This window comes from Streptomyces hesseae (assembly GCF_031845785.1).
Classification (GTDB): domain Bacteria; phylum Actinomycetota; class Actinomycetes; order Streptomycetales; family Streptomycetaceae; genus Streptomyces; species Streptomyces hesseae.
On record NZ_JAVRFI010000003.1, the window covers coordinates 165440 to 184132 of the forward strand.

13 protein-coding genes are annotated in these 18693 nt (G+C 72.3%); 3 read left to right on the forward strand and 10 right to left on the reverse strand.

From position 1 onward, the window contains the following. Positions 1-22 precede the first annotated feature (22 nt). The 10 genes from recQ to RM609_RS06750 form a co-directional block, all read right to left on the reverse strand. Positions 23-2050, reverse strand: a complete 2028-nt coding sequence (gene recQ / locus RM609_RS06705) for a DNA helicase RecQ (RefSeq protein WP_311608743.1) — start codon at positions 2048-2050, stop codon at positions 23-25. Positions 2051-2149: 99 nt separating this feature from the next. Beyond that, complete coding sequence (locus RM609_RS06710; protein ID WP_311608745.1) at positions 2150-4219, reverse strand: restriction endonuclease; 2070 nt, start codon at positions 4217-4219, stop codon at positions 2150-2152. 67 nt (positions 4220-4286) lie between these two features. Next, positions 4287-4868 carry a hypothetical protein gene (locus RM609_RS06715; RefSeq protein ID WP_311608747.1) on the reverse strand — a complete coding sequence of 194 codons (582 nt, stop codon included), beginning with the start codon at positions 4866-4868 and terminating at the stop codon, positions 4287-4289. 107 nt (positions 4869-4975) lie between these two features. Beyond that, the gene (locus RM609_RS06720; protein ID WP_311608749.1) at positions 4976-7042 is read right to left on the reverse strand and encodes an RICIN domain-containing protein; all 2067 of its coding nucleotides are present in this window, start codon (positions 7040-7042) and stop codon (positions 4976-4978) included. A 96-nt stretch (positions 7043-7138) separates the two neighbouring features. Then, positions 7139-8797, reverse strand: a complete 1659-nt coding sequence (locus tag RM609_RS06725; protein ID WP_311608750.1) for a sigma-70 family RNA polymerase sigma factor — start codon at positions 8795-8797, stop codon at positions 7139-7141. A 227-nt stretch (positions 8798-9024) separates the two neighbouring features. Continuing rightward, entirely contained in the window at positions 9025-9726 is a 702-nt protein-coding gene (locus tag RM609_RS06730) for a tpaF (protein ID WP_311608752.1), read from the reverse strand. Beyond that, positions 9723-11351 (reverse strand): nitroreductase family protein, encoded by a 1629-nt coding sequence (locus RM609_RS06735; RefSeq protein WP_311608754.1) that lies wholly within the window; start codon positions 11349-11351, stop codon positions 9723-9725. The genes RM609_RS06730 and RM609_RS06735 overlap by 4 nt, the downstream gene beginning before the upstream one ends. A 15-nt stretch (positions 11352-11366) precedes the next feature. Next, positions 11367-11978 (reverse strand): cyclodehydratase, encoded by a 612-nt coding sequence (locus tag RM609_RS06740; protein ID WP_311608755.1) that lies wholly within the window; start codon positions 11976-11978, stop codon positions 11367-11369. A 23-nt stretch (positions 11979-12001) separates the two neighbouring features. Beyond that, a complete protein-coding gene (locus RM609_RS06745) occupies positions 12002-13348 on the reverse strand; it encodes a YcaO-like family protein (protein ID WP_311608757.1) in 1347 nt (448 codons plus the stop codon). A gap of 46 nt (positions 13349-13394) precedes the next feature. After that, positions 13395-14471 carry a hypothetical protein gene (locus RM609_RS06750; protein WP_311608758.1) on the reverse strand — a complete coding sequence of 359 codons (1077 nt, stop codon included), beginning with the start codon at positions 14469-14471 and terminating at the stop codon, positions 13395-13397. Between the two features lie 194 nt (positions 14472-14665). Here RM609_RS06750 and RM609_RS06755 point away from each other — a divergent pair, with 194 nt between their 5' ends. The 3 genes from RM609_RS06755 to RM609_RS06765 all read left to right on the forward strand — a co-directional run bounded on the left by RM609_RS06755 (position 14666) and on the right by RM609_RS06765 (position 18648). Further along, complete coding sequence (locus RM609_RS06755) at positions 14666-14809, forward strand: thiocillin/thiostrepton family thiazolyl peptide (RefSeq protein ID WP_311608760.1); 144 nt, start codon at positions 14666-14668, stop codon at positions 14807-14809. 229 nt (positions 14810-15038) lie between these two features. After that, positions 15039-17693 carry a lantibiotic dehydratase gene (locus tag RM609_RS06760; RefSeq protein ID WP_311608762.1) on the forward strand — a complete coding sequence of 885 codons (2655 nt, stop codon included), beginning with the start codon at positions 15039-15041 and terminating at the stop codon, positions 17691-17693. Next, a complete protein-coding gene (locus tag RM609_RS06765) occupies positions 17671-18648 on the forward strand; it encodes a lantibiotic dehydratase C-terminal domain-containing protein (RefSeq protein ID WP_311608764.1) in 978 nt (325 codons plus the stop codon). Before RM609_RS06760 ends, RM609_RS06765 begins: the two co-directional genes overlap by 23 nt. The last annotated feature ends 45 nt before the right edge of the window (positions 18649-18693 follow it).

The window sequence follows — 18693 nt, forward strand, 5'->3', positions numbered from 1 at the left end:
GGGGCGGAGCCCCTGAAAGAAACTAGTCCTCCGCCCAGTACGGCGGCTCCTCGTCCGGCCACGGCACCTCGTCCTCGTCCACAGCCTGGGCCCGGGCCGGAGCCGACGCCTGTGCGGGCACCGGCGCGGAAACCGGCGCCGGGGCAGAAGCCGGCACCGGCGCAGCCGGCGCCTCCCCGCCGTGCTCCCCCAGCACCCCCAGAATCCCCTCCCCGTACTTCGCCAGCTTGTTCTCTCCCACGCCGCTCACCCCGGACAGCGCGTCCACCGACGTCGGCCGCGCTGTCGCGATCTCCCGCAACGTCGCGTCGTGGAAGATCACATACGCCGGGACGCCCTGTTCCCGTGCCGTCGCCGCGCGCCACGCCCGCAGCGCCTCGAAGAGCGGCATGGCCTCCGCCGGCAGGTCGACGGGGGCGCGCTTGCCGTTCCCCGACGAGGACTTCGCGGACTTGGCGCCCGCCGCCCGCACCGGCTTCGGCTCGCGCCGCAGCGACACCGTGCGGCGCGAGCCCAGCACGTCGCCACTGGCGTCGGTCAGGACGAGCGTGCCGTAGTCGCCCTCGACCGCGAGCAGCCCCTGTGCCAGCAACTGCCGTACCACGCCCCGCCATTCGGCGACGGAAAGCTCCGTGCCGATACCGAAGACGGACAGGTTGTCATGGTCGAACTGGATGACCTTCGCGCTCTTCTTCCCGAGCAGGATGTCGATGATGTGGCCCGCGCCGAACTTCTGCCGCCGCTCGCGGGCCAGCCGGAAGATGGCGGAGAGGAACTTCTGGGCGGCGACCGTGCCGTCCCAGGTCTCCGGCGGGGTCAGGCACGTGTCGCAGTTGCCGCACGCCTCGGCGCTCGTCTGGCCGAAGTAGTCGAGCAGCCGCGCCCGGCGGCACTCGACGGTCTCGCACAGGGCGAGCATCGCGTCGAGGTGGGCGGCCAGCCGGCGGCGGTGCGCCTCGTCGCCCTCGGAACCGTCTATCAGCTTGCGCTGCTGGACGACGTCCTGGAGGCCGTACGCCAGCCAGGCCGTGGACGGCAGGCCGTCGCGCCCGGCGCGACCGGTCTCCTGGTAGTAGCCCTCGACGGACTTCGGCAGGTCGAGGTGGGCGACGAAGCGCACGTCCGGCTTGTCGATGCCCATGCCGAACGCGATCGTGGCGACCATGACGATGCCGTCCTCGCGCAGGAAGCGCGCCTGGTTGGCGGCGCGCGTCCGGGCGTCCAGGCCCGCGTGGTACGGCAGGGCCTCGATGCCGTGCTGCGCGAGGAACGCGGCCGCGTCCTCGACGCTCTTGCGGGAGAGGCAGTAGACGACGCCCGCGTCGCCCGCGTGCTCGGTGCGCAGCAGCTCCAGGAGCTGCTTCTTCGGGTCGTTCTTCGGCGCGATGCGGTACTGGATGTTGGGCCGGTCGAAGCTGGCGACGAAGTGCCGGGCGTCCTGGAGCTTCAGCCGGGTGGCGATCTCCTCGCGCGTCGCCGCCGTGGCCGTCGCGGTCAGGGCGACGCGCGGCACGTCCGGCCAGCGCTCGTGGAGCTGCGACAGGGCCAGGTAGTCGGGGCGGAAGTCGTGGCCCCACTGGGCCACACAGTGCGCCTCGTCGATGGCGAAGAGGGAGATCTTGCCCCGGTCGAGCAGCCGCAGCGTGGACTCCACGCGCAGCCGCTCGGGCGCCAGATAGAGCAGGTCCAGCTCGCCCGCGGCGAACTCGGCCTCCACCAGGCGGCGTTCGTCGAGGCCCTGCGTGGAGTTGAGGAAGCCGGCCCGCACACCGAGCGCGCGCAGCGCGTCGACCTGGTCCTGCATGAGCGCGATCAGCGGGGAGATCACCACGCCGACCCCGGGTCTGACGAGCGCGGGGATCTGGTAGCAGAGCGACTTGCCGCCACCGGTCGGCATCAGCACGAGCGCGTCGCCGCCGCCGACCAGATGATCGATGATCTCTTCCTGGTCGCCGCGGAACGCGTCGTAACCGAAGACGCGCCGCAGACAGCTCAGGGCCTCGCTGTCGAGGCTGCCCAGCTCTGCTGTGGTCTGTGTGGGGTCGGCCATTGAAGAAGTCTACGAGGCGCCACCGACAGAACCGGGTGGATCAAGGAACTCCCACACGAACGGGTGATCGAGAGATCGAGCAGGCGATCACCCGGACGATCAGGCGACCTCTATCCCGTACTCCTGCACCAGCGCCTCCAGCCCGCCCGGGTACCCCTTCCCGCCGAGCACGAAGTCCCAGTCGCCGTTCGCCCGCCGCCGGAAGGAGCCCAGGACCAGCGCGGTCTCGCCCGGCCGACCGTCCGAGACCTCCATCTGCCCGAGCTCGGCGCCCGAGGCGTCGGCGAGGCGGATACGGGCGTCGGTGAACTGCGAGAGGTCCGCCTCCGGGTTGACCTCCGGGTCTATGGCCGCCACCAGCACCAGCCGGTCGGCGGTGGTCGGCAGCTCCTCGAAGGCGACGCGCAGCGCCGCCTTGTCGGCGAGGGTGGGCTCCAGCGCCCGGACGGAGCCGTCGGGGGTGCGGGGATTGTTGTAGAAGACGAAGTGATCGTCGCTGAGGACCCGGCCGCCGTCGCAGACCAGGGCGCACACGTCGAGGGCGACCCGGCCGGACCAGGACATGCCCAGCACGTTGTGGGTCTCGGGGCGGTCCTCGGCCTGCTCTCCGCCGGAGGCGGCCGCCCCACCGCCGCCCCGGGCGGGGCGGGACGCCCCGCCCCCGAGCCGGCCGCGCAGCCCGTGCTGGGCCAGCAGGTCCACCAGCTCCTCGCCGGAGACGAGCGTGAGCGGCTTGCCGTTGGCGAAGGCGTACGAGCCCGGGCCGAAGCCGGACGTCGTCACCAGGACGCCCTTGTTGGCGCCCGCGCCCTGCACCGTGCCGTACAGGTCGCGCACGGCGGTCGGCGGCACGGTCTTCCGGTACCGCTTGACCTGCACGATGATCCGGCCGCCACTGATCGGGTCGGGGTCCAGGGCCTCGACGTCCACACCGCCGTCGTTGGAGCGGGTGGTCATCACCGCCCGCATGCCGCGCGCCCGGAACAGCTCGGCGACGAGCTCCTCGAACTCGATGGGGTCCATCTCGAAGAGGTCCGGGTCGTCACCGCCGCCGTGGGAGACCACCCCGCGCCCGACGTCGCCCGGCACCCGCCCCGGCCGGACGGCGGCGAGCTGGTCGGGCCGGCCGGACAACTGCCCGCCGAGGCCGTCGACGAGGCAGTCGACCGCGCTGACCTGCTCCAGGCGCAGGCCCGAGAAGACGGACCGGCCCACCGTCACCGAGGCCAGGACGATCTGGGCGCGGTGCCCGGTGACCGGGTCGTGGTCGTCGACGAAGCCGTTGAGGGCGACGGACTCCAGGATCCCGAACTCGTCGGCCGCGAACAGCTCCCGCATCGCCAGCAGCACGCACTGCGCCAGTACGTCCCGGTAGGCGCCGCGGCGCTGGGTGACGGGCCGGGCCGTCTCCTTCTCCTCGTCCGCCGTCGGCATGTACCGCACCGACTTGATCTCCGGGACGATCTCGAAACCGGGCAGCTCCCAGTCGAGGACGAGCTGCCGGGCGGCGGGGTCGTAGGCGGCGGCTATCTGGTGCGGGAACTCGTCCGGCCAGGCGGTGGAGGCGTAGAGCGCGGCGGAGAAGTACTCCACCACGGCGTCCGGGTCGCCCTCGCGCAGCGCGGTGATCATCTCGCCGATGCCGGCGTTGTGCCGGTGGATGTCCGCGAGCGCGGCCGCGGCCCACTGGTCGTACTGCTGCCGGTAGGCCCCGAGCTGCTGCTGCCGCTGCGCCTCGGCGGCCTGCGCGGCGTGCCAGTCGTGCTCGTACTGCGAGCGGTTGCCGAAGCCGCGGTAGGCGTTCGGGTCCGGCATGGGCACCGGCTGCCCCAGGTGGCCGGGGTTGAACGGCTCCAGCCGCTCGGGCCGCTCCAGCGCGCTCGTCCGGAAACCGGGCGCCCCGCACCCGGCGACCAGCAGGCCCTCGAGCGCCGCCATCCGCGCGTCGAGCTCCTCCGTGCGCCGGCGCGCCTCGGCCTCGCGCGCCTGCCGGTACGCCTGGCGCCGCTCACGGTCCTGGCGCGCCAGATCCCGCTCGGACGCGCGCTGCTGCCGCTCCTGCTCGCGCTGCTGCTGCACCAACGCCCGCTGCCGGGCCTCCTGCTGACGCTGCTGCTGACGCTGCGCCTCGGCCCATATGCCCATCAGTCCACTGGAGCGGCGACTCATCGGTTACGTTCCTCCCCCGGCGGACTGCGCTTGCGTGTCGACTTTAGTCGGCTTGCGCGTGAATTGATCACCGCCTGGCGAAAGACCGCCCCGAACGGCGGGATCGCAGCACGAACCAGCCGCCGATCAGCGCGATCGTGCTGATGACCGCTGTGAGGACGACGGTGGTGAGCCGCGCGCCCCCGTCGAAGGAACGGGACGCCTTCGCCGCTTCCGGCGTGGCCGCGGGCGCCGCCGCGACGCGGGCCGCCGCGGCGGGGGCGGCGGGCACGGTGACGACGGCCTCGCCGTGGCCGAGGTCGGGAAAGCCGCAGTGGAGGGTGACGGTCCAGTTGCCGGGCGGCAGCGACTCCTGGGTGGTGTAGGCGCCCTTGGTACCGGGGACGGGGACGAGCACCCAGGGCCCCTGGGTGTGCCCGTCGGCGTCCCGGGCCGTGAGGGTCCCGGCGACCCGCTCGTCCACGGTGTCGCCGTCGTTGTCCCAGGTCGCGACGGTCCGGATGTGGCCGTCCGACGGGGGTCCGGCGACGGCGAGGCGGATCGTGTCGCCGTGCGCGGCGGCGGGGCCGGCGGCGCCCAGGGCGAGGAGGGCGCCCAGGCAGGCCGTGACCGTCGTGGTCGCAGCGAGCCGGAGAGGCCGGAGGGTCATCGTGCGCTCCAGGGGAGAGGGGGTGGGGAAGGGCCGGCGGCCACCGGTGGGGGGGTGGCGTGGGGGGTGCTGGTGGCCGCCGGCCCGGATCATGGAGTTACGTGGTGTCAGGCGACCTTGGCCGGCGTCCAGTTCTGGTAGCCCTGGTCATTGCGCTGCTGGAGTTCCAGCAGGCGGCCGCCGTAGTACTCGCGGTTGCTGATGCCCAGCGCCAGCCGCGAGCCCTGCGGCTGGAGGACGTACGAGCCGTCGCCCGCGGCGGTCAGCCGCCACTTCTGGGCGGCCGTGCCGTCACAGGACCGCTGGGCGACGTACTGGCCGGCCACGGCCCGCCCGTCGGTACCCGGCTGAAGGCACTTGCCGGACTGCACGGACTTGAGGCGCACCGCGCCGCCGCCCGCGTCCTCGAACGTCCACTGCTGGTTGGCGTAGCCGTGCCGCTGGTAGGCGATGGCGACGGTGCCGTCGGCGGAGGAGCTGCCCCACAAGTCGGCGGCCTGTCCGGTCAGGCCGTTGACCAGCACGTACTTGCCGCCGGGCCGGGTCGTGCCGGTGGTGGCCGCGAGGGTGCGGAAGGACGCGGCGCGGCCGGGCGCGGAGGCCTTGCCCTGTCCGTCGCGCACGGCGACGGCGACCTTGTGGGCGGTGTCGGGCGTGAGCCGGGTGATCCGCAGGGCGGTGCCCTTGACGTCGGCCAGCTTCCTGCCGTCGAGGACCAGCTCATAGCCGGTGGCCCCGGTGACCGGGTTCCAGCCGACGAGCGCGGAGTCCGGGCCGATCTGGGTCACCTGGACGTCGGGGCCGGTGGACGGGCGCGTCGGCCCGGACGTGGGCCCGGTGGTGGGGGTGGGGCTGGGCGAGGGGTTGGGGTCCTTGCCGCCGCCCGCGATGAGGAAGCGGTTGTTGGCGATGTTCCAGTGGGTGGCCAGATAGCTGCCCGGGCTGGGGTTGGTGTGGAAGTAGTCGTCGTGGTGGCAGTCCAGGCGCTGGTCGCCGGCGCGGTCGGGGCAGAGGATCTGCATCTGCGGGTAGTTGGGCGCGTCCGAGTAGCACATGATGTCCCACTCGTCGACGCAGTGCCCGGCCCGGCTGGTGTGCGGGGCGCTGTTGTTGACGGCGCCGAGGTTGTGGCCCAGTTCGTGGGCGGGGGTGCTGCCGCCCCAGCAGCCGGAGTCGGTACGGCCGTAGGAGGGGCCGAAGTTGCTCATGTTGTCCTGGCCGGGGCGCTCGTCACCGTTGAAGGTGCCTATGCCGCAGTAGACCTGGGTGTCCGCGAAGATCATGTACTTGCGGTCGCGGCGGTTGAAGCCCTTGGCGGCCAGCGCGTCGTTCGTCGCGCCGAACTCCTGGAGGGCGCCCGCGGGCAGCTCGACGTTCAGGACGGACGCGGTGCAGTCGGACTCGGTGACGTAGCGGACGTGCCGTTCGCCGCCGGTCTCCTGGGCGCTCGCGTTGTAGATGAGGTCGGTCTCCGACGCCCACTGCTTGAACGAGGCGGCGTACTGGGCGAAGCGGTCGCGGCCGGGCGCGTGGGCGTACAGCACCTGGACGCGGTTGCCGCTCGCGCCGTCGCCCTCGCAGACCACGCGGGAACCGGACGGGGCCTGCGGCGTGGTCGTACCGGAGCCGGGGGCGGCCGGGGCCGCCAGGCCGCCGGTGCGGGCGTCGAGGACGGGCTGGGCGCCGCGCAGCGCCTCGGCGGCCGAGGGGGCCCGGCCGCCGTCCCCGGCCGGGTCCGTGGAACCGGAGGCGGTGGCGCGGGCCACCGGCGCGGTGTCCTTGGTGATGTCGACGTCCTTGGGCGGCGCGTCCGGGCCGTGGGTGCACAGGCGCGCGGAGGAGACGCGGTAGACGCCGGCGCAGCGGTCGCCCTTGGGGGCGGGGTCGAGGCCGTCGTAGACCATGCCGCGCGAGGTGTCGGACTTGGGCGTGGTGGTGAGGGGGGCGGGGGGTGCCTGGTGCTGCGGCGCGGCGGCGGGCACGATCGCGGCGTCGGCCGGGGCCGCCGCCTCGACGTCCGGCGCGGGGCCGGTGCCGGAGCCGAGGGTGAGGACTCCGGCGGCGACGGTGGCGGCCGCGATCGTCGCGGCCGCCGTGAGTATCAGTGGTCGTCGTCCGTTCTTCTTCCGACGGTGGGTGGTACTGCGTCTTTCGCGTACGTGCTTGGAGCGCATGGGTGATCCCAACGGTCGTGGAGGGTGTGACGCGGCCGGGGCGAAAGCCCGGCGGTACCGCGCGACGGGCGCGCGGAAGTTCGGTGGGGGTGCGGTTCAGCGGGCGGCGATGACCGGCGTCCAGTGCTGCGGCGAACCGGCGACGAAGGTGACGCCGACGCCGAGTTCGGTCAGCGAGCAGTCGCGGACGACGTCGTGGCGTACCGCGCCGCGCGTCCACACGGTCATCGCTCCGGCGACGTCGGACCGCCCGGCCGAGACCGCGCCCGCGAGGCTCCAGCGGTGCCCGGGGGCCGCCTTCTCCTGCTCCCGGGAGACGTCGACGCGGCCGCGTACCGCCAGCTCGTCGGCGCCGCGCCGGGCGACGACGACCAGCTCGGCGCTGGCACGCAGCGGCCCGCAACCGGCCTTGGCCCGTTCGTCGTTGACCTGGCGCTCGACGTCCCTGGCGGCTTCGTCCTGCTGGCCGCTGCCGGGCGTGGTCGCGGGCGCCGGGGTACGGACCGGGGTGGCGGTGCGTGCGGACGGGGCCGCGGAGGGGGTACGGGCGGGCTGCCGTACGACGGGGCGGTGGGCGGGCGCGGACGCGGGCGTGGCGGTACGCACCGCCGGGGAGGACGCGGAGGGGTCGGGCGCGGGCGGCGAAGGAAGCTCGGTCCGCAGGGAGGTGAGCGGAAGCACCACGTTCTCCGCACCCCGGCCCTGGCTTCCGTCGCGCGTCGCGCTGCCGTCCGGCGCGGGGGCGAGGTAGCGGTATCCGCCCAGGACGCCGACCGCGACGGCGACGGCCAGGGCGGCGGCGGTGACGACCGCGCGGACACCGGGGCGGCGGCGCACGGCCGGGACGAGCGCCCCCAGGGACGTACCGGAGGCCGTACCGGGAGCCACCCCTCCCGCGCCGCCCGAGACACCGGCCGAGACGCCGCCCGAGCCACCGGCCGTAACGCAGGCGACGGGCTGAATACCCGGCACCCCGGCGGCGAACCGGTCCAGCAGGGCGCCGCTCACCGGGACGAGCCCGAGGCCCGCGAGCAGTCCCTCGGCGGGTATGAGCGCGGTCCAGTGGCCGCCGCACTCGGCGCAGCCGCGCGTGTGGCGGGCGATGCGCTTGCGCCACAGCGGGGACGGCGTGCCGTCCCAGATGCCGACGATGCCGGCGAGTTCCGGGCAGCGCGGGGTCGTGGCCAGGGCCCGTACGACGGCCCGGGCGGTCTCCAGCTGGAGTTTGGTGCGCTGGATGCGTACGGCGGTGTGCTGCGGCGTGAGCTCCAGCGCCGTGACGACCTCGGCCCGGGTCAGCTCGCCCGTCGTCTCCAGCCACCACAGGGACAGCGCGGCCCGCTCGTCGTCGTCGAGCCAGCGGGTGGCTTCGGCGACCTGCCGGCGCTGTCCCTCCAGCCCGAGCCGGAGGATCGTCAGCTCGACGAAGTCGGCGCCGGGATCGGAGAGGTGGCACGCCTCCTGGAGCCCGCCCACGGGGGCGTCCTGCTGTCTGCGCCAGTGGCCGCGGATCCGGTTCATGGTGATCGCGACGAGCCAGGACCGGAAGCGGGAGGCGTCACGCAGCCCGGAGAGACCGCCCACCATCCGGATCATGGTCTCCTGGACCACGTCGTCGACGTCCGCGTGGCCCTTCAGCGCCCTGCCGACGATGTTGTAGACCAGCGGCAGGCAGGCTGCCACGAGTTCGCCCTGCGCACCCGCGTCCCCGGCCCGCGCCGCCTCGACCACCCCGGTCACACTCTTCACAGTCACGTCTCGCCACCTCGTTTCCGCCCGCCATTCCTGGCGCTCCGATGCATGGGAGACCTGAGGTAACAGGGGCCATAACGAAAACTGGTCCAACTTTTCGGCCACCACTTCGGCACCGCCCGATCACGGCACGGGCGTACCGACCTGGTGGCGGGCACGACGAAGGCCCAGGGCGGAGACGTGCTCCGGCCTGGGCCCATGTGCGCCGTCGGCGCGCGGTGGCGCCCCGGTCAGCTCGGCATCGGATGGGCGTACGTGGCGGCCAGGAGGGGGTGCCGCGTCACTCCGTCGCCCTGCACCAGGTGGCGCACGGACGACGGGATCAGTCCGCCGAACACCGTGCCGACGAGCCCCAGCGCCTGGCACCGGAGGTGGAAGTCGTACGTCGCCATCGAGGCCCGCACCAGCGAGACGCGGTAGCCGTGGGACCCCGCCCAGCTGTCCGCCGCGTCCAGGTCGGCGTAGAGCGCGACGATGCCCGCCGCGGTGGAGAACTCGCGCTGGACGCCCAGGTCCTCGGGCGGTCCGAGCTCGTCGGGCCCGGCCAGGTGGGCGGTCTCCCCGGCGGTGACCCGGTAGACGCCGGCCGGGGCGCCCTCGCTGCGGAACGCGAAGACGAAGGCCACCAGCTCGCCCGCCGTGTCGTCCAGCCCCCAGTCGGCGCGGTCGCGGGCCAGTACGTCGCCCAGCGACGAGAGGATCACGTCGGTGCGCACCGGCTGCTGCGCGTAGTGCAGCAGGGAGCGCCGCCGCTGGAGGGTGTCCCGCAGGTCGTGGACCGGTCGCAGGTCCTCGGCCGACGGGGCCGGGTCGACGGGCACGGCGTTCGCGAACGGCACCGGCCGGCGCTCCGCGGCCAGGCCGTCCGACGTGCTCGTCCGGGAGGAGAGGCCCTCCAGGACGGTCTTCATGGTTTCCAGGTCGTTCCTCATGCCGTACCTCCCAGGGTCGCGACGGCGACGACGGGCTCGTCGGCCGGCGCCGCGCCGAGCACGCCTGCCAGCGCGTCGTCGTCCCAGTCCGGTGCCGGCGCGAAGCGCAGTCCCAGGTGCCGCGCGACCTCCCGGGCACTGGTCAGGGCGCAGCCGGCGTCCAGGAAGGTCAGCCTGAAGCCGAACGTGCCGTATTTGGTCATGACCTTCTTCAGATCGCCGGTGACGACGATGTCGCACGGCGCGTCACCCGGGGGCACCGCACTCGAGACGGCCGCGAGCGTGTGAGTGCCCTGGGCGTACGCGTAGACGCCCGGGGGCAGTACCCGCTCGTCGCGCGAGATGACATAGGCCGTGGTGCAGCCGATGTTGCCCGCCGCCGCCGTCCAGCGCTTGACGCGTTCCGGTGTGGTCTCGTCGTCCTTGACGCCGAAGGCGATCTTCAGCACCAGCGCGAGGGTGTCCAGGGTGAGCGGCATATCCCCGAGGGACGCGTCGCGCCGCTCGGCCTCGGCGAGCACGGACAGGTCGGGGGCGGGCAGCGGGGTGTGCGGGCGGCTCGGCCAGTCCTTGAACTGCGACTGCAGGGCGAGGTTGGTCGAGTAGTAGTGCGCCTGGTGGCCCTTGGGGTCGAGGAACGCGCGCGGCGGCATCGCGATCGAGGCCTCGTAGAGGGCGCCGGCCGGCGCCTGCGGCGCGACGGGTCCCGTCGTGGCGGAGCACCGGGGGCATCCCGGCCGGGTGGTGGCCGGGAGGTAGGTCGTGGCGAGCGTCGCCAGGTCGATCACGCTGGAGTCGATCGGCAGATGCGTGATCGTGGACCGCGCGGCCAACGCGGTGATGTGGTGGGCGGCCATGCCGACGACCAGGTCGTACAGGCCCTCGGACGGCTCGCCGGACAGGGCCGCCTCACCGTGGCGGCCGCAGTCCAGGCATGGCGTGATCGAGGGGTCGGCATACGGGCCGACGATGATCGTCCGCGCGTCGGCGCGCACCCTCAGCAGCGGACGCCCGTCCCGCCGGCACCGTTCCTCGGTGGCGGCGAGCAGCGGCGCCGACGAGGCCGTCTCGAAGAACACGGTGAGCTCGTCCTCGCTGCCGGGCCGCTCGGCCGGGTCGGTGACCACCTGGCACACCCCCCGCAGCGCCCGCCGGGCCGCGGCGACGAGGGCGAAGTCCCCTTCGAGTCGCACGGGCCGCCGCGCCAGCCGCGTCACGGCGTCGGCCCAGGACGGGTTCACCCCGGTGGAGTTGCCCAGCCGGGAGAGGAAGACGGCCAGCTCGGGCTCGACGTCCGGCTCCTCGCCGGAGACGGCCTCCTCGACCACTCCCGCCGTCCAGAGCAGGGCCACGCACTTGTAGACCGCCGCTTCGTCGAGCCCGACCTCCCGCGCCAGCGCCGCGTGATCGCGAGTGCCGTCGCACGCCTCGGCCAACGGCACCAGCCCTTCGCGCGCGAACGCACCGGAGAACGCCTGGCTCCGGTCCGCGCCGTCGAGCACGACGGCGTCCCCGGCCCGGCGCAGCCTCACCCCGCGTCGCAGGACGGGCCGGACCGGCACCGTCAGCTGCATGTCCGTACGCGCGGCCCGCCCGATCTGCTCGGCCTTCATCTCGGCAACCATGACCAATCCCCCTCTTTACCGAAGCAGTTCCGGAACCGGCATCGCGCCGGCGGCACGCGCCTTTGCGAACCGGTCCCCGCACCGCGGGCAAAGGTTCACCGACACCGTCGCGGCGGCCTGGACGGCTCCCGAGACGATGTTGACGGTCCGCACGGTGCCCCCGATGCCCATGACGCCTTCGGCGATCTCGCCCAGGGCGAGCTCCAGGAGGCCGGAGGCGACCGCCACATGCTGCGGGCCGAACCCCTCCGGCAGGCCGGACAGCGCCGCGTCCATGTCGTAATGGCGAGCCGAACCCGCGTGCTGCGCGGCGCGCTTCCTGTAGCACGCGTAGCAGGCCGTCCTCCCCGGAACCACCACGGGCCCGCAGACGATCCTGGTCGGCTGCAGCTCGATCCCGACGGAGGCGGTCCCACGCTCCGCGCAGATCCGGTCGATCTCGTCGCGGAGCTCCGCGTCGCCGCCGGAGTGCACGGCGACGACGACGTCGGCGTGCGGTGCGGCGCCGTTGCGGAAGTCCTCGAAGGACACCCGCCGCTCCGGGGGGACACCGCGGTGCTCCATGAGCCTTCGGCCGAAGGAGTCACCGATGACGTACAGGCACTGCGGGCGCGGTTCGTGCGGCATGTTGCTCTGCTCCTTCTTCGCGCTCACGCGAACGGCTGGTGCTCGGGGTTGATCGCGTCCTCGGGGTGGCTCGGGTGTCCCATCGCACGGGGCGCCTCGTACAGGCGCGGCGTGCCGAGATACCGCTCGCCGTGCACGAACGACACGGGCAGCGCCTCGGGCACGAGCACCTTCACCGCCCGCATCCCCACCTGACGCGCCTCGTCCGTGGTGATGTCGGCGACGAGCACCTCGGCGCCCTGCTCGGCGAGCCTCGCGACCACGGTGTCCAGGGGGTCCGCCCCGGCCGGCAGCCCGGGCATGCCCTCGATGCCGTACGACGGGCGCTCGCCCTCCAGCAGGAAGTCGAAGACGCCGCGCCGGTCGGGTGCCGCGTTGTGGACGGCGCCGCCGACGACGCTCACCTTGCCCGGGTCGGGCTCGCGCCCGGCGTAGGCCGCCACATACCCGCGCAGCGCCACCCGCAGGGAGGCCAGTTCGCGGTAGATCTTGCCCAGCGCGCGCTCCGGCTCGATGTCGCAGGTGGCGGCGACGACCTGGGCGAGCGTGTCGTCGGAGTCGGCGAGCTGCATCGCGTAGATCACCGGGACGCCGAAGTCCGTCGTCGCGTCGAACAGCCGCACCCGCAGATCCGTCGAGGTGCCGACCCGGTGGAGTTCCCGTGTGGCGGCGTCGAGCCGCTCCGGGTCCACGACCAGCTCGGGCAGCCGCAGCCGCTGGAGCCAGACCAACGCGATGGCGTCCCGCTCGACGACCTCCAGCAGGCCGTTGAGCACGGCCGCGCGCACGTCGGAGTGGACCGCGGCGCCCGTGGTGATGCCGCGGGTGAACCGTTCGGACGTCGATTCGTAGGGCATGTGCAGATACACGGAGATGGCGGGCACCAGCACCGGCACCTGCCGGGTGAGCGACCACGCCCGCACCCAGCGGATGGGCACCGACGGGTCGTACTCGGCCAGTTTGGAGTCGTCGCGTGCCAGCTCCGTGGGTGAGCACCTGGGCCACCGTGACGGTGACACGAACTCCTCGTCGAGGTCGTTCTCGGCGGCGACCACCATCTCGGCGTCGTTCCACGCGCAGGTGGAGTACCGCTCCAGCGCTTCCGCGATGGCGACCAGTTTGGCGCGTTCGGGCGTGAGCCCGGTGCCCGCCCCGTCGGCGTTGCCGGTGTCCTCGTCGTGGGCCCACCGGTGGAGGTTGTCGAGGGAGCGGGACGGGACGCCGAGGTAGGCCAGCTGGACCGCGAAGGGCGGTTCGCCCTCGCGCACCGGCAGCGGAGCCGTGCGGGAGACCAGTCCGTACGGCGAGACGAGATCCTCGAGACGGCGCAGCTCGTCCGGGATGTGCTCCTGGTGCCTGCTCAGATACATGTGGCTCTTCTTCCTGCGGTCGTGTGGTCCCCGTGCTCGTGCCGTGTCACCCGGTGGCCGGCGAGGAGACCGCCGCCATGCTCTTGGCGAGGCGGTCGAGGTCGTCGCGGAGCTCCTCCGTGGACCTTCCGGCGACCTCTTCGCAGGCGCGGGCGACGACGTAGCAGAAGACGTATCTCTCCGCCAGGCTGAAGCCGAGGGAGTACAGGCAGCTGTACAGCAGGCTCGTGTGCAGCCGGAATGCCAGGAAGTCGGCGTCTCGGTGCATCAGGCGATTCAGCTCAGGGCTCGGGGGTGTATGGAAGCGCGTAGGCTCGACCGGTCCGCCCTGTTCGCGGACGAGATCCTCGAGGGTTCTACCGGCATCGACGACGGTGCCGTCCAGGAACTCGGCCGCCAGGCCGGCGGAACCGGAGACCACCAATTCCGTCCATTGCGCGACCGCTCTGTCGCCCGTCGGCCCGATATCCGGATCGCCGCATTCGGCGATAAAGTCCCGCGTGGCCGGACCGACCTGTTCATAGAATCTGGCACAGGCGGCCTCGAAGGATTCCGGATCCTTGCTTCGCGGGTAAATCGCCTCGAAATGCGACCGATAACTCAGCAAACGCAAGGACAAGAGCTCGCGGAAGTCATATCCATCGAGTTCCCGTTGTGGAGAGCGCAAAAGGGTCGCTCTACTATGGGCCACCATAAGACGAATCGCCCCGAGTGCCCTATTTAGCGGGTCCCGCTCCTCGGCGGCGCGGTCCAGGAACTCGACGAGAGTCGGCGCGGCCTTTTGGAAGAGACGCTTTGAGGAATCGGAGAATCCGCTTCCGTCGAACCCCGCGTTCCACAACGGTGAGGGGACCGCCTCCCGCGGCGTCTCCTCGACCTGTGCCGCGCACCCATACCTCTGGGCGAGTCTCCGCAGCTCATCGCGGGTGGTGTCGGGGTCGGAGACCCCGTCGACACTGATCTGGAGGACTTCCGCGCCGGCCCTGGCGTCCCATGTACGGACGAAGTAGTAGGGGCCATACATGCCTGCACGCTCACGCGAGAACAGTTCCCGGATCAGAGGCGCGAAGGCTTCGTTGTAATTTGAACCATTCGGCTGCGGGATGGTGACAAGCAAATGCACGGTTGAGCCCCCCCCCGGACCCGAGCACACTCGCTCGGATCGGCCGTTCGTGTGTTTCAGAACCGACCGTACCCAGAAGATCAACTTTGTGAACCCCTCGTAACATGTGATCTAGGCCACTCCGAAATTCGCTTGCGAGCCATTCGATCAGCTGGATACGTTCGTGGCACATCAACCGAAAGGGGGTGCTCCAAATGGAGCAGCAGATCGACCTCAACGTGCTTGAGATCTCGGACCTGATCGCGGGTGCCGGTGAGAACGACGACCTGGCCCAGGTCATGGCTGCGTCTTGCACCACCACCAGCGTTTCCTCGAGCTCGTCCTCGTCCTCTTCCTGATCCAGGGCTAGGAATTAGTTGAGCCACCGTCGAGGTGCACCTCGGCGGTGGCTCACTGCCATTCTGGCGCGCTTATTCAGTTTTTAAACCGCGCGAATCGACCGGTTCAGTGGAATAGCAGGCGGACTCCGTGCGGCGGGCCCCCTTCTCCACGGCCCGGCCCCGACGTCCGACGTCCGCATGCCATGAACCGGGGCCCGCGTGACGAAGTTGGGGGATTTCTATGGGTGTGAATGTCAGTCCGTACGTCGTCTACCGGCGGAGCAGACTCCCACTGGGTGAGCTCGAGGGGATGTCCTTCACCACCGCCTGGTCACGCATCGACGCGGCGCACGCCCTGCGCGAAGAGATCGGCAAACGTGCCACCGCTCTGAGCGACCGCCTCGGCGACGTCGTGCCCACGCTGGCCGACGACATCCGGGCCGGCCTCATCCGCCTGCGCCGCGACGTGCACAACCTGCGGCACGACCGCGTGGCGGCACGACTGGAATCGTTCCGTGCGCATCTGGCCGCCGACACGCTGGCCGAGCTCGAGGACTGGTGTGCCCTCGGCGAGCGCGCCGAGCAGTGCGAGCGCGAGGGCGAACTGGCCCTGGAGGACGAGAAGTCACGGGCGGCGGACGGCTTCCGCGCGCTCTTCGAACACGACGCGATGGCCCGGAGCGTCCAGCTCTCCGGCGACCAGCTCTACCGGGGCCTGCGCGACTTCGTCACCGGCGACGGCGGCGCCCTCAAGCCGAGCAAGGCCAGGGTGCGGGAGTCGTCCCTCGTCAACTTCGCCTACCGGGCGGCCCTGAAGCCTTCGCCCTTCGGGCGGTTCACGGAGATCGGCGCGTTCCCGCCGGACGACCCGGCCGCGGCGGCGCCCGCCCGGGACCACGGACCGGACGCGTCGGACCCCTCGGTCACCGTGCTCAACCGCCTGCTCGTGAACTGGGTGCTCGCCGCGCTGCCGCGCATACCGGGCGGCCTGGAGACGGGCCACCTGGTGCTGAACTCGACCCTGCGGGCCGGCGCCGAGGCGATCGAGTTCATCGGCGTCGCCCCCGGCACCCACGACGGCGAGAACATCGCCTCCGAGACGGTCCTCCGGATGCGCCGCGAGGCACTGTTCAACACCTTGCTCGCGGCGATGCCCGAAGGATCGGCCCCCGCCGCCCCCGTGCTGCGCGCGCTCACCGCCGTCACCGGGAACGACGAGCTGAGCCGCAAGGTCGTCCACGGTCTCATCCGGGCCGGCGTCCTGTTCTTCCGCCCCGAGATCGACGACCACGACCCCGAGTACTCCACAAAGCTCGACGGCGTGCTCGCCTCCGGCGGTACGCCCGAGACGGCGGCCCTGCGCGAGCACTTCACCGACCTCCGGCGCCTGGAAGCCGACTTCGCGGGCGCGACGGCCGAGGAACGCCAGAAGCTGCTCGACTCGGCGTACAAGGCGATCAGCGGCATCGCCGAGCTGTGCAAGGTATCGCCGCCCCCCGAGTCCGTCCTGAAGTCACCGGTCTTCGAGGACACCCCCGCCGCCACGGCGCCCCAGGCGTGGAGCCTGCCGACGGTGGAGGGGAGCATCCCCGCCCTGACCGGCCTCTGGCGGCTGGCCTCCCTGCTGGACAACGGCCAGGTGAAGCGCGTCGGCCTCCACGCCTTCGCGACCCGGCTGCTCGGCGACCGCCGCACCATGCCGTTCCTGGAGTTCTTCAAGGCGTTCTCGTCGCTGACCGACCAGGATCAGCTCGACGTGCTCATGGGCCGGGGTGTGGCGGCGGCCGACACGTACCGCGCGCAGCGGGCCGAGGCCCTGGACGTGATCCGGGAACGGCTCGTCCCCGGCGACGGCGCCGTACACCTGGACCCCGCCGACATCGAGCGGGCCTGCGCGGGCGTGGACGACCTCCTGGACACCGAATCCGTCACCTTCCGGGCGCAGTTCGCCCGTGGCGTGCTGCCGGACCGCGAGCGGACCCTCGTCGTCAACGGCCTGCTCACCGGCTACGGCGTCTACTTCTCGCGATTCGGCTCGTTCGTCGGGGGCACCGGCGACTGGTCCCTGCGCGAGGCGCAGCGAAAGCACCTGGCCGACCGGTTCCCCGGCCAGATCGACCTCAACTCCGTGCTCGGCTTCAACTTCAACCTCCACCCCTCGGTGACCCCGCGGGTCGTGAACTACCCCGGCGCGGTGTCGCTCGGCGCGGACCGGACGGTGTACGGCCTGGCGCGCCTGGAGGTCCGCGCCGACGACGCCACCAGGTCGCTGCGCCTCCACGACCCCGAGGTGGGGGAGGACCTCGGCCTCGTGCCGATGAACTTCCTGACCCCGATCGGGGTGCCGCTGCTCTACCGCATGCTCGAGGCGCTGTCCCCGTCCAACCGCTATATGTGGAAGCCCCTGGACGACATCCGGGACGCCGGCGGCGCCGTCGAGTACACCGGGACGACGCCCCGCCTCGTCGTGGGCGACGTCGTGGCCGACCGCAGGTCCTGGACCGTGGCCGCCGCCGGCATCCCCATGCTCCAGGAGCTGAGCCGCGACTCGTACGAGGCCCTCGTGGCCTTCGACGCGTGGCGCCGGTCCCAGGGCCTCCCCCGGCACGCCTTCGTGCTGTGCCAGACGGCCGAGGAGCGCGACGTGATGGCCGGCCGCGGCCGGAAGGTGACCCGCAAGTGGGCGGACTACGCGCACCTGCGCCGCGCCAGCGTCCACAAGCCGATGTACGTGGACTTCCGGAACCCCTATCTGGTCCGCAGCTGGGCCAAGTCCGCGCTGTCGCGCGGCGACGTGCTCGTGTCGATCCGCGAGTGCCTTCCTTCGGTGGACGACTACGGCCCGGAGACGGGCTGGACCGCAGCAGAGGAGTTCTTCGTTGAACTGCACACAGACAAGTAGCGAGCAGGCGACGGCCGAGCGGGCCGGGGCGCGCGAGTGGCGGACGGCGCACATCCACATCCCGCACTCACTGCACAACCCCTTCCTGTGCGACGTCATCGAGCCGCTGCTCCGCGCCGAGGGGCTCCAGGAGCACTACTTCTTCCTCCGGTACTGGCAGGGCGGGCCGCATGTGCGGCTGCGGATGCTGTGCGGCCCGGGGGCCGGTTCGGCGGAGGCGGCGGAGCGGGTCGTCGCGGGCCTGGAGCGCGCCATGCCGGAGTTCGGAGCCGGGGAGCGGGAGGAGTACGCGCTCGGGCTGACGCTCCAGGACGAGCTCGCGCGCCTGGAGAAGGAGACCTCCCGGGAGGGCCGGCCCATCGGCTCCCTCGACCCGGTCCCCTATGTGCCGGAGTTCCGCAAGTACGGGGGCACGGAGGGCGTGGCGATCGCCGAGACCGTCTTCCGGAAGTCGTCCGTGGCGGTCCTCGACCTGATCGGCGGGCAGCCGGAGGCACGGGCCGGCGCCCGCCGGGCCCCGATCGGGGAGGCCGCGAGGATCATGGTGATGTTCCTCCACGGAGCGGGCCTCGACGCGGAGGCCGCCGTGCCGTTCCTGCGGGAGTACGAGGAGTGGTGGCGGCCGTACGCGCCGGACGAGATGGTGCGCGCCTGGCCGGAGCTGTACCGCGGCGTCTCGGCGCAGCTGACGAAGCTGTGCTCGGCGGTCTGGCGGGACGGCGCCACGGACGACGTGTTCCACCGCATGAGCGTCGAGGCCACCGCCCGCGCCCGTGCCGTGTCCGGCGCGGAGCCCGGCGCCGACGCCCGCGAACTGCGCCTGGACGGCACGCCGTACGTGGGCTGTCTGTCGAACTACATCCACACCACCAACAACCGCCTCGGGCTGGTCCCCGCCGCCGAGGGGCTCGTCGCGTACCTGGTGCGCAGGGGGCTCGAGGAGATGGCGGCGTAGCCGGCCGGACGGGTGGCCGTGCGGCCGCCGGCGGGACGGGCTCCC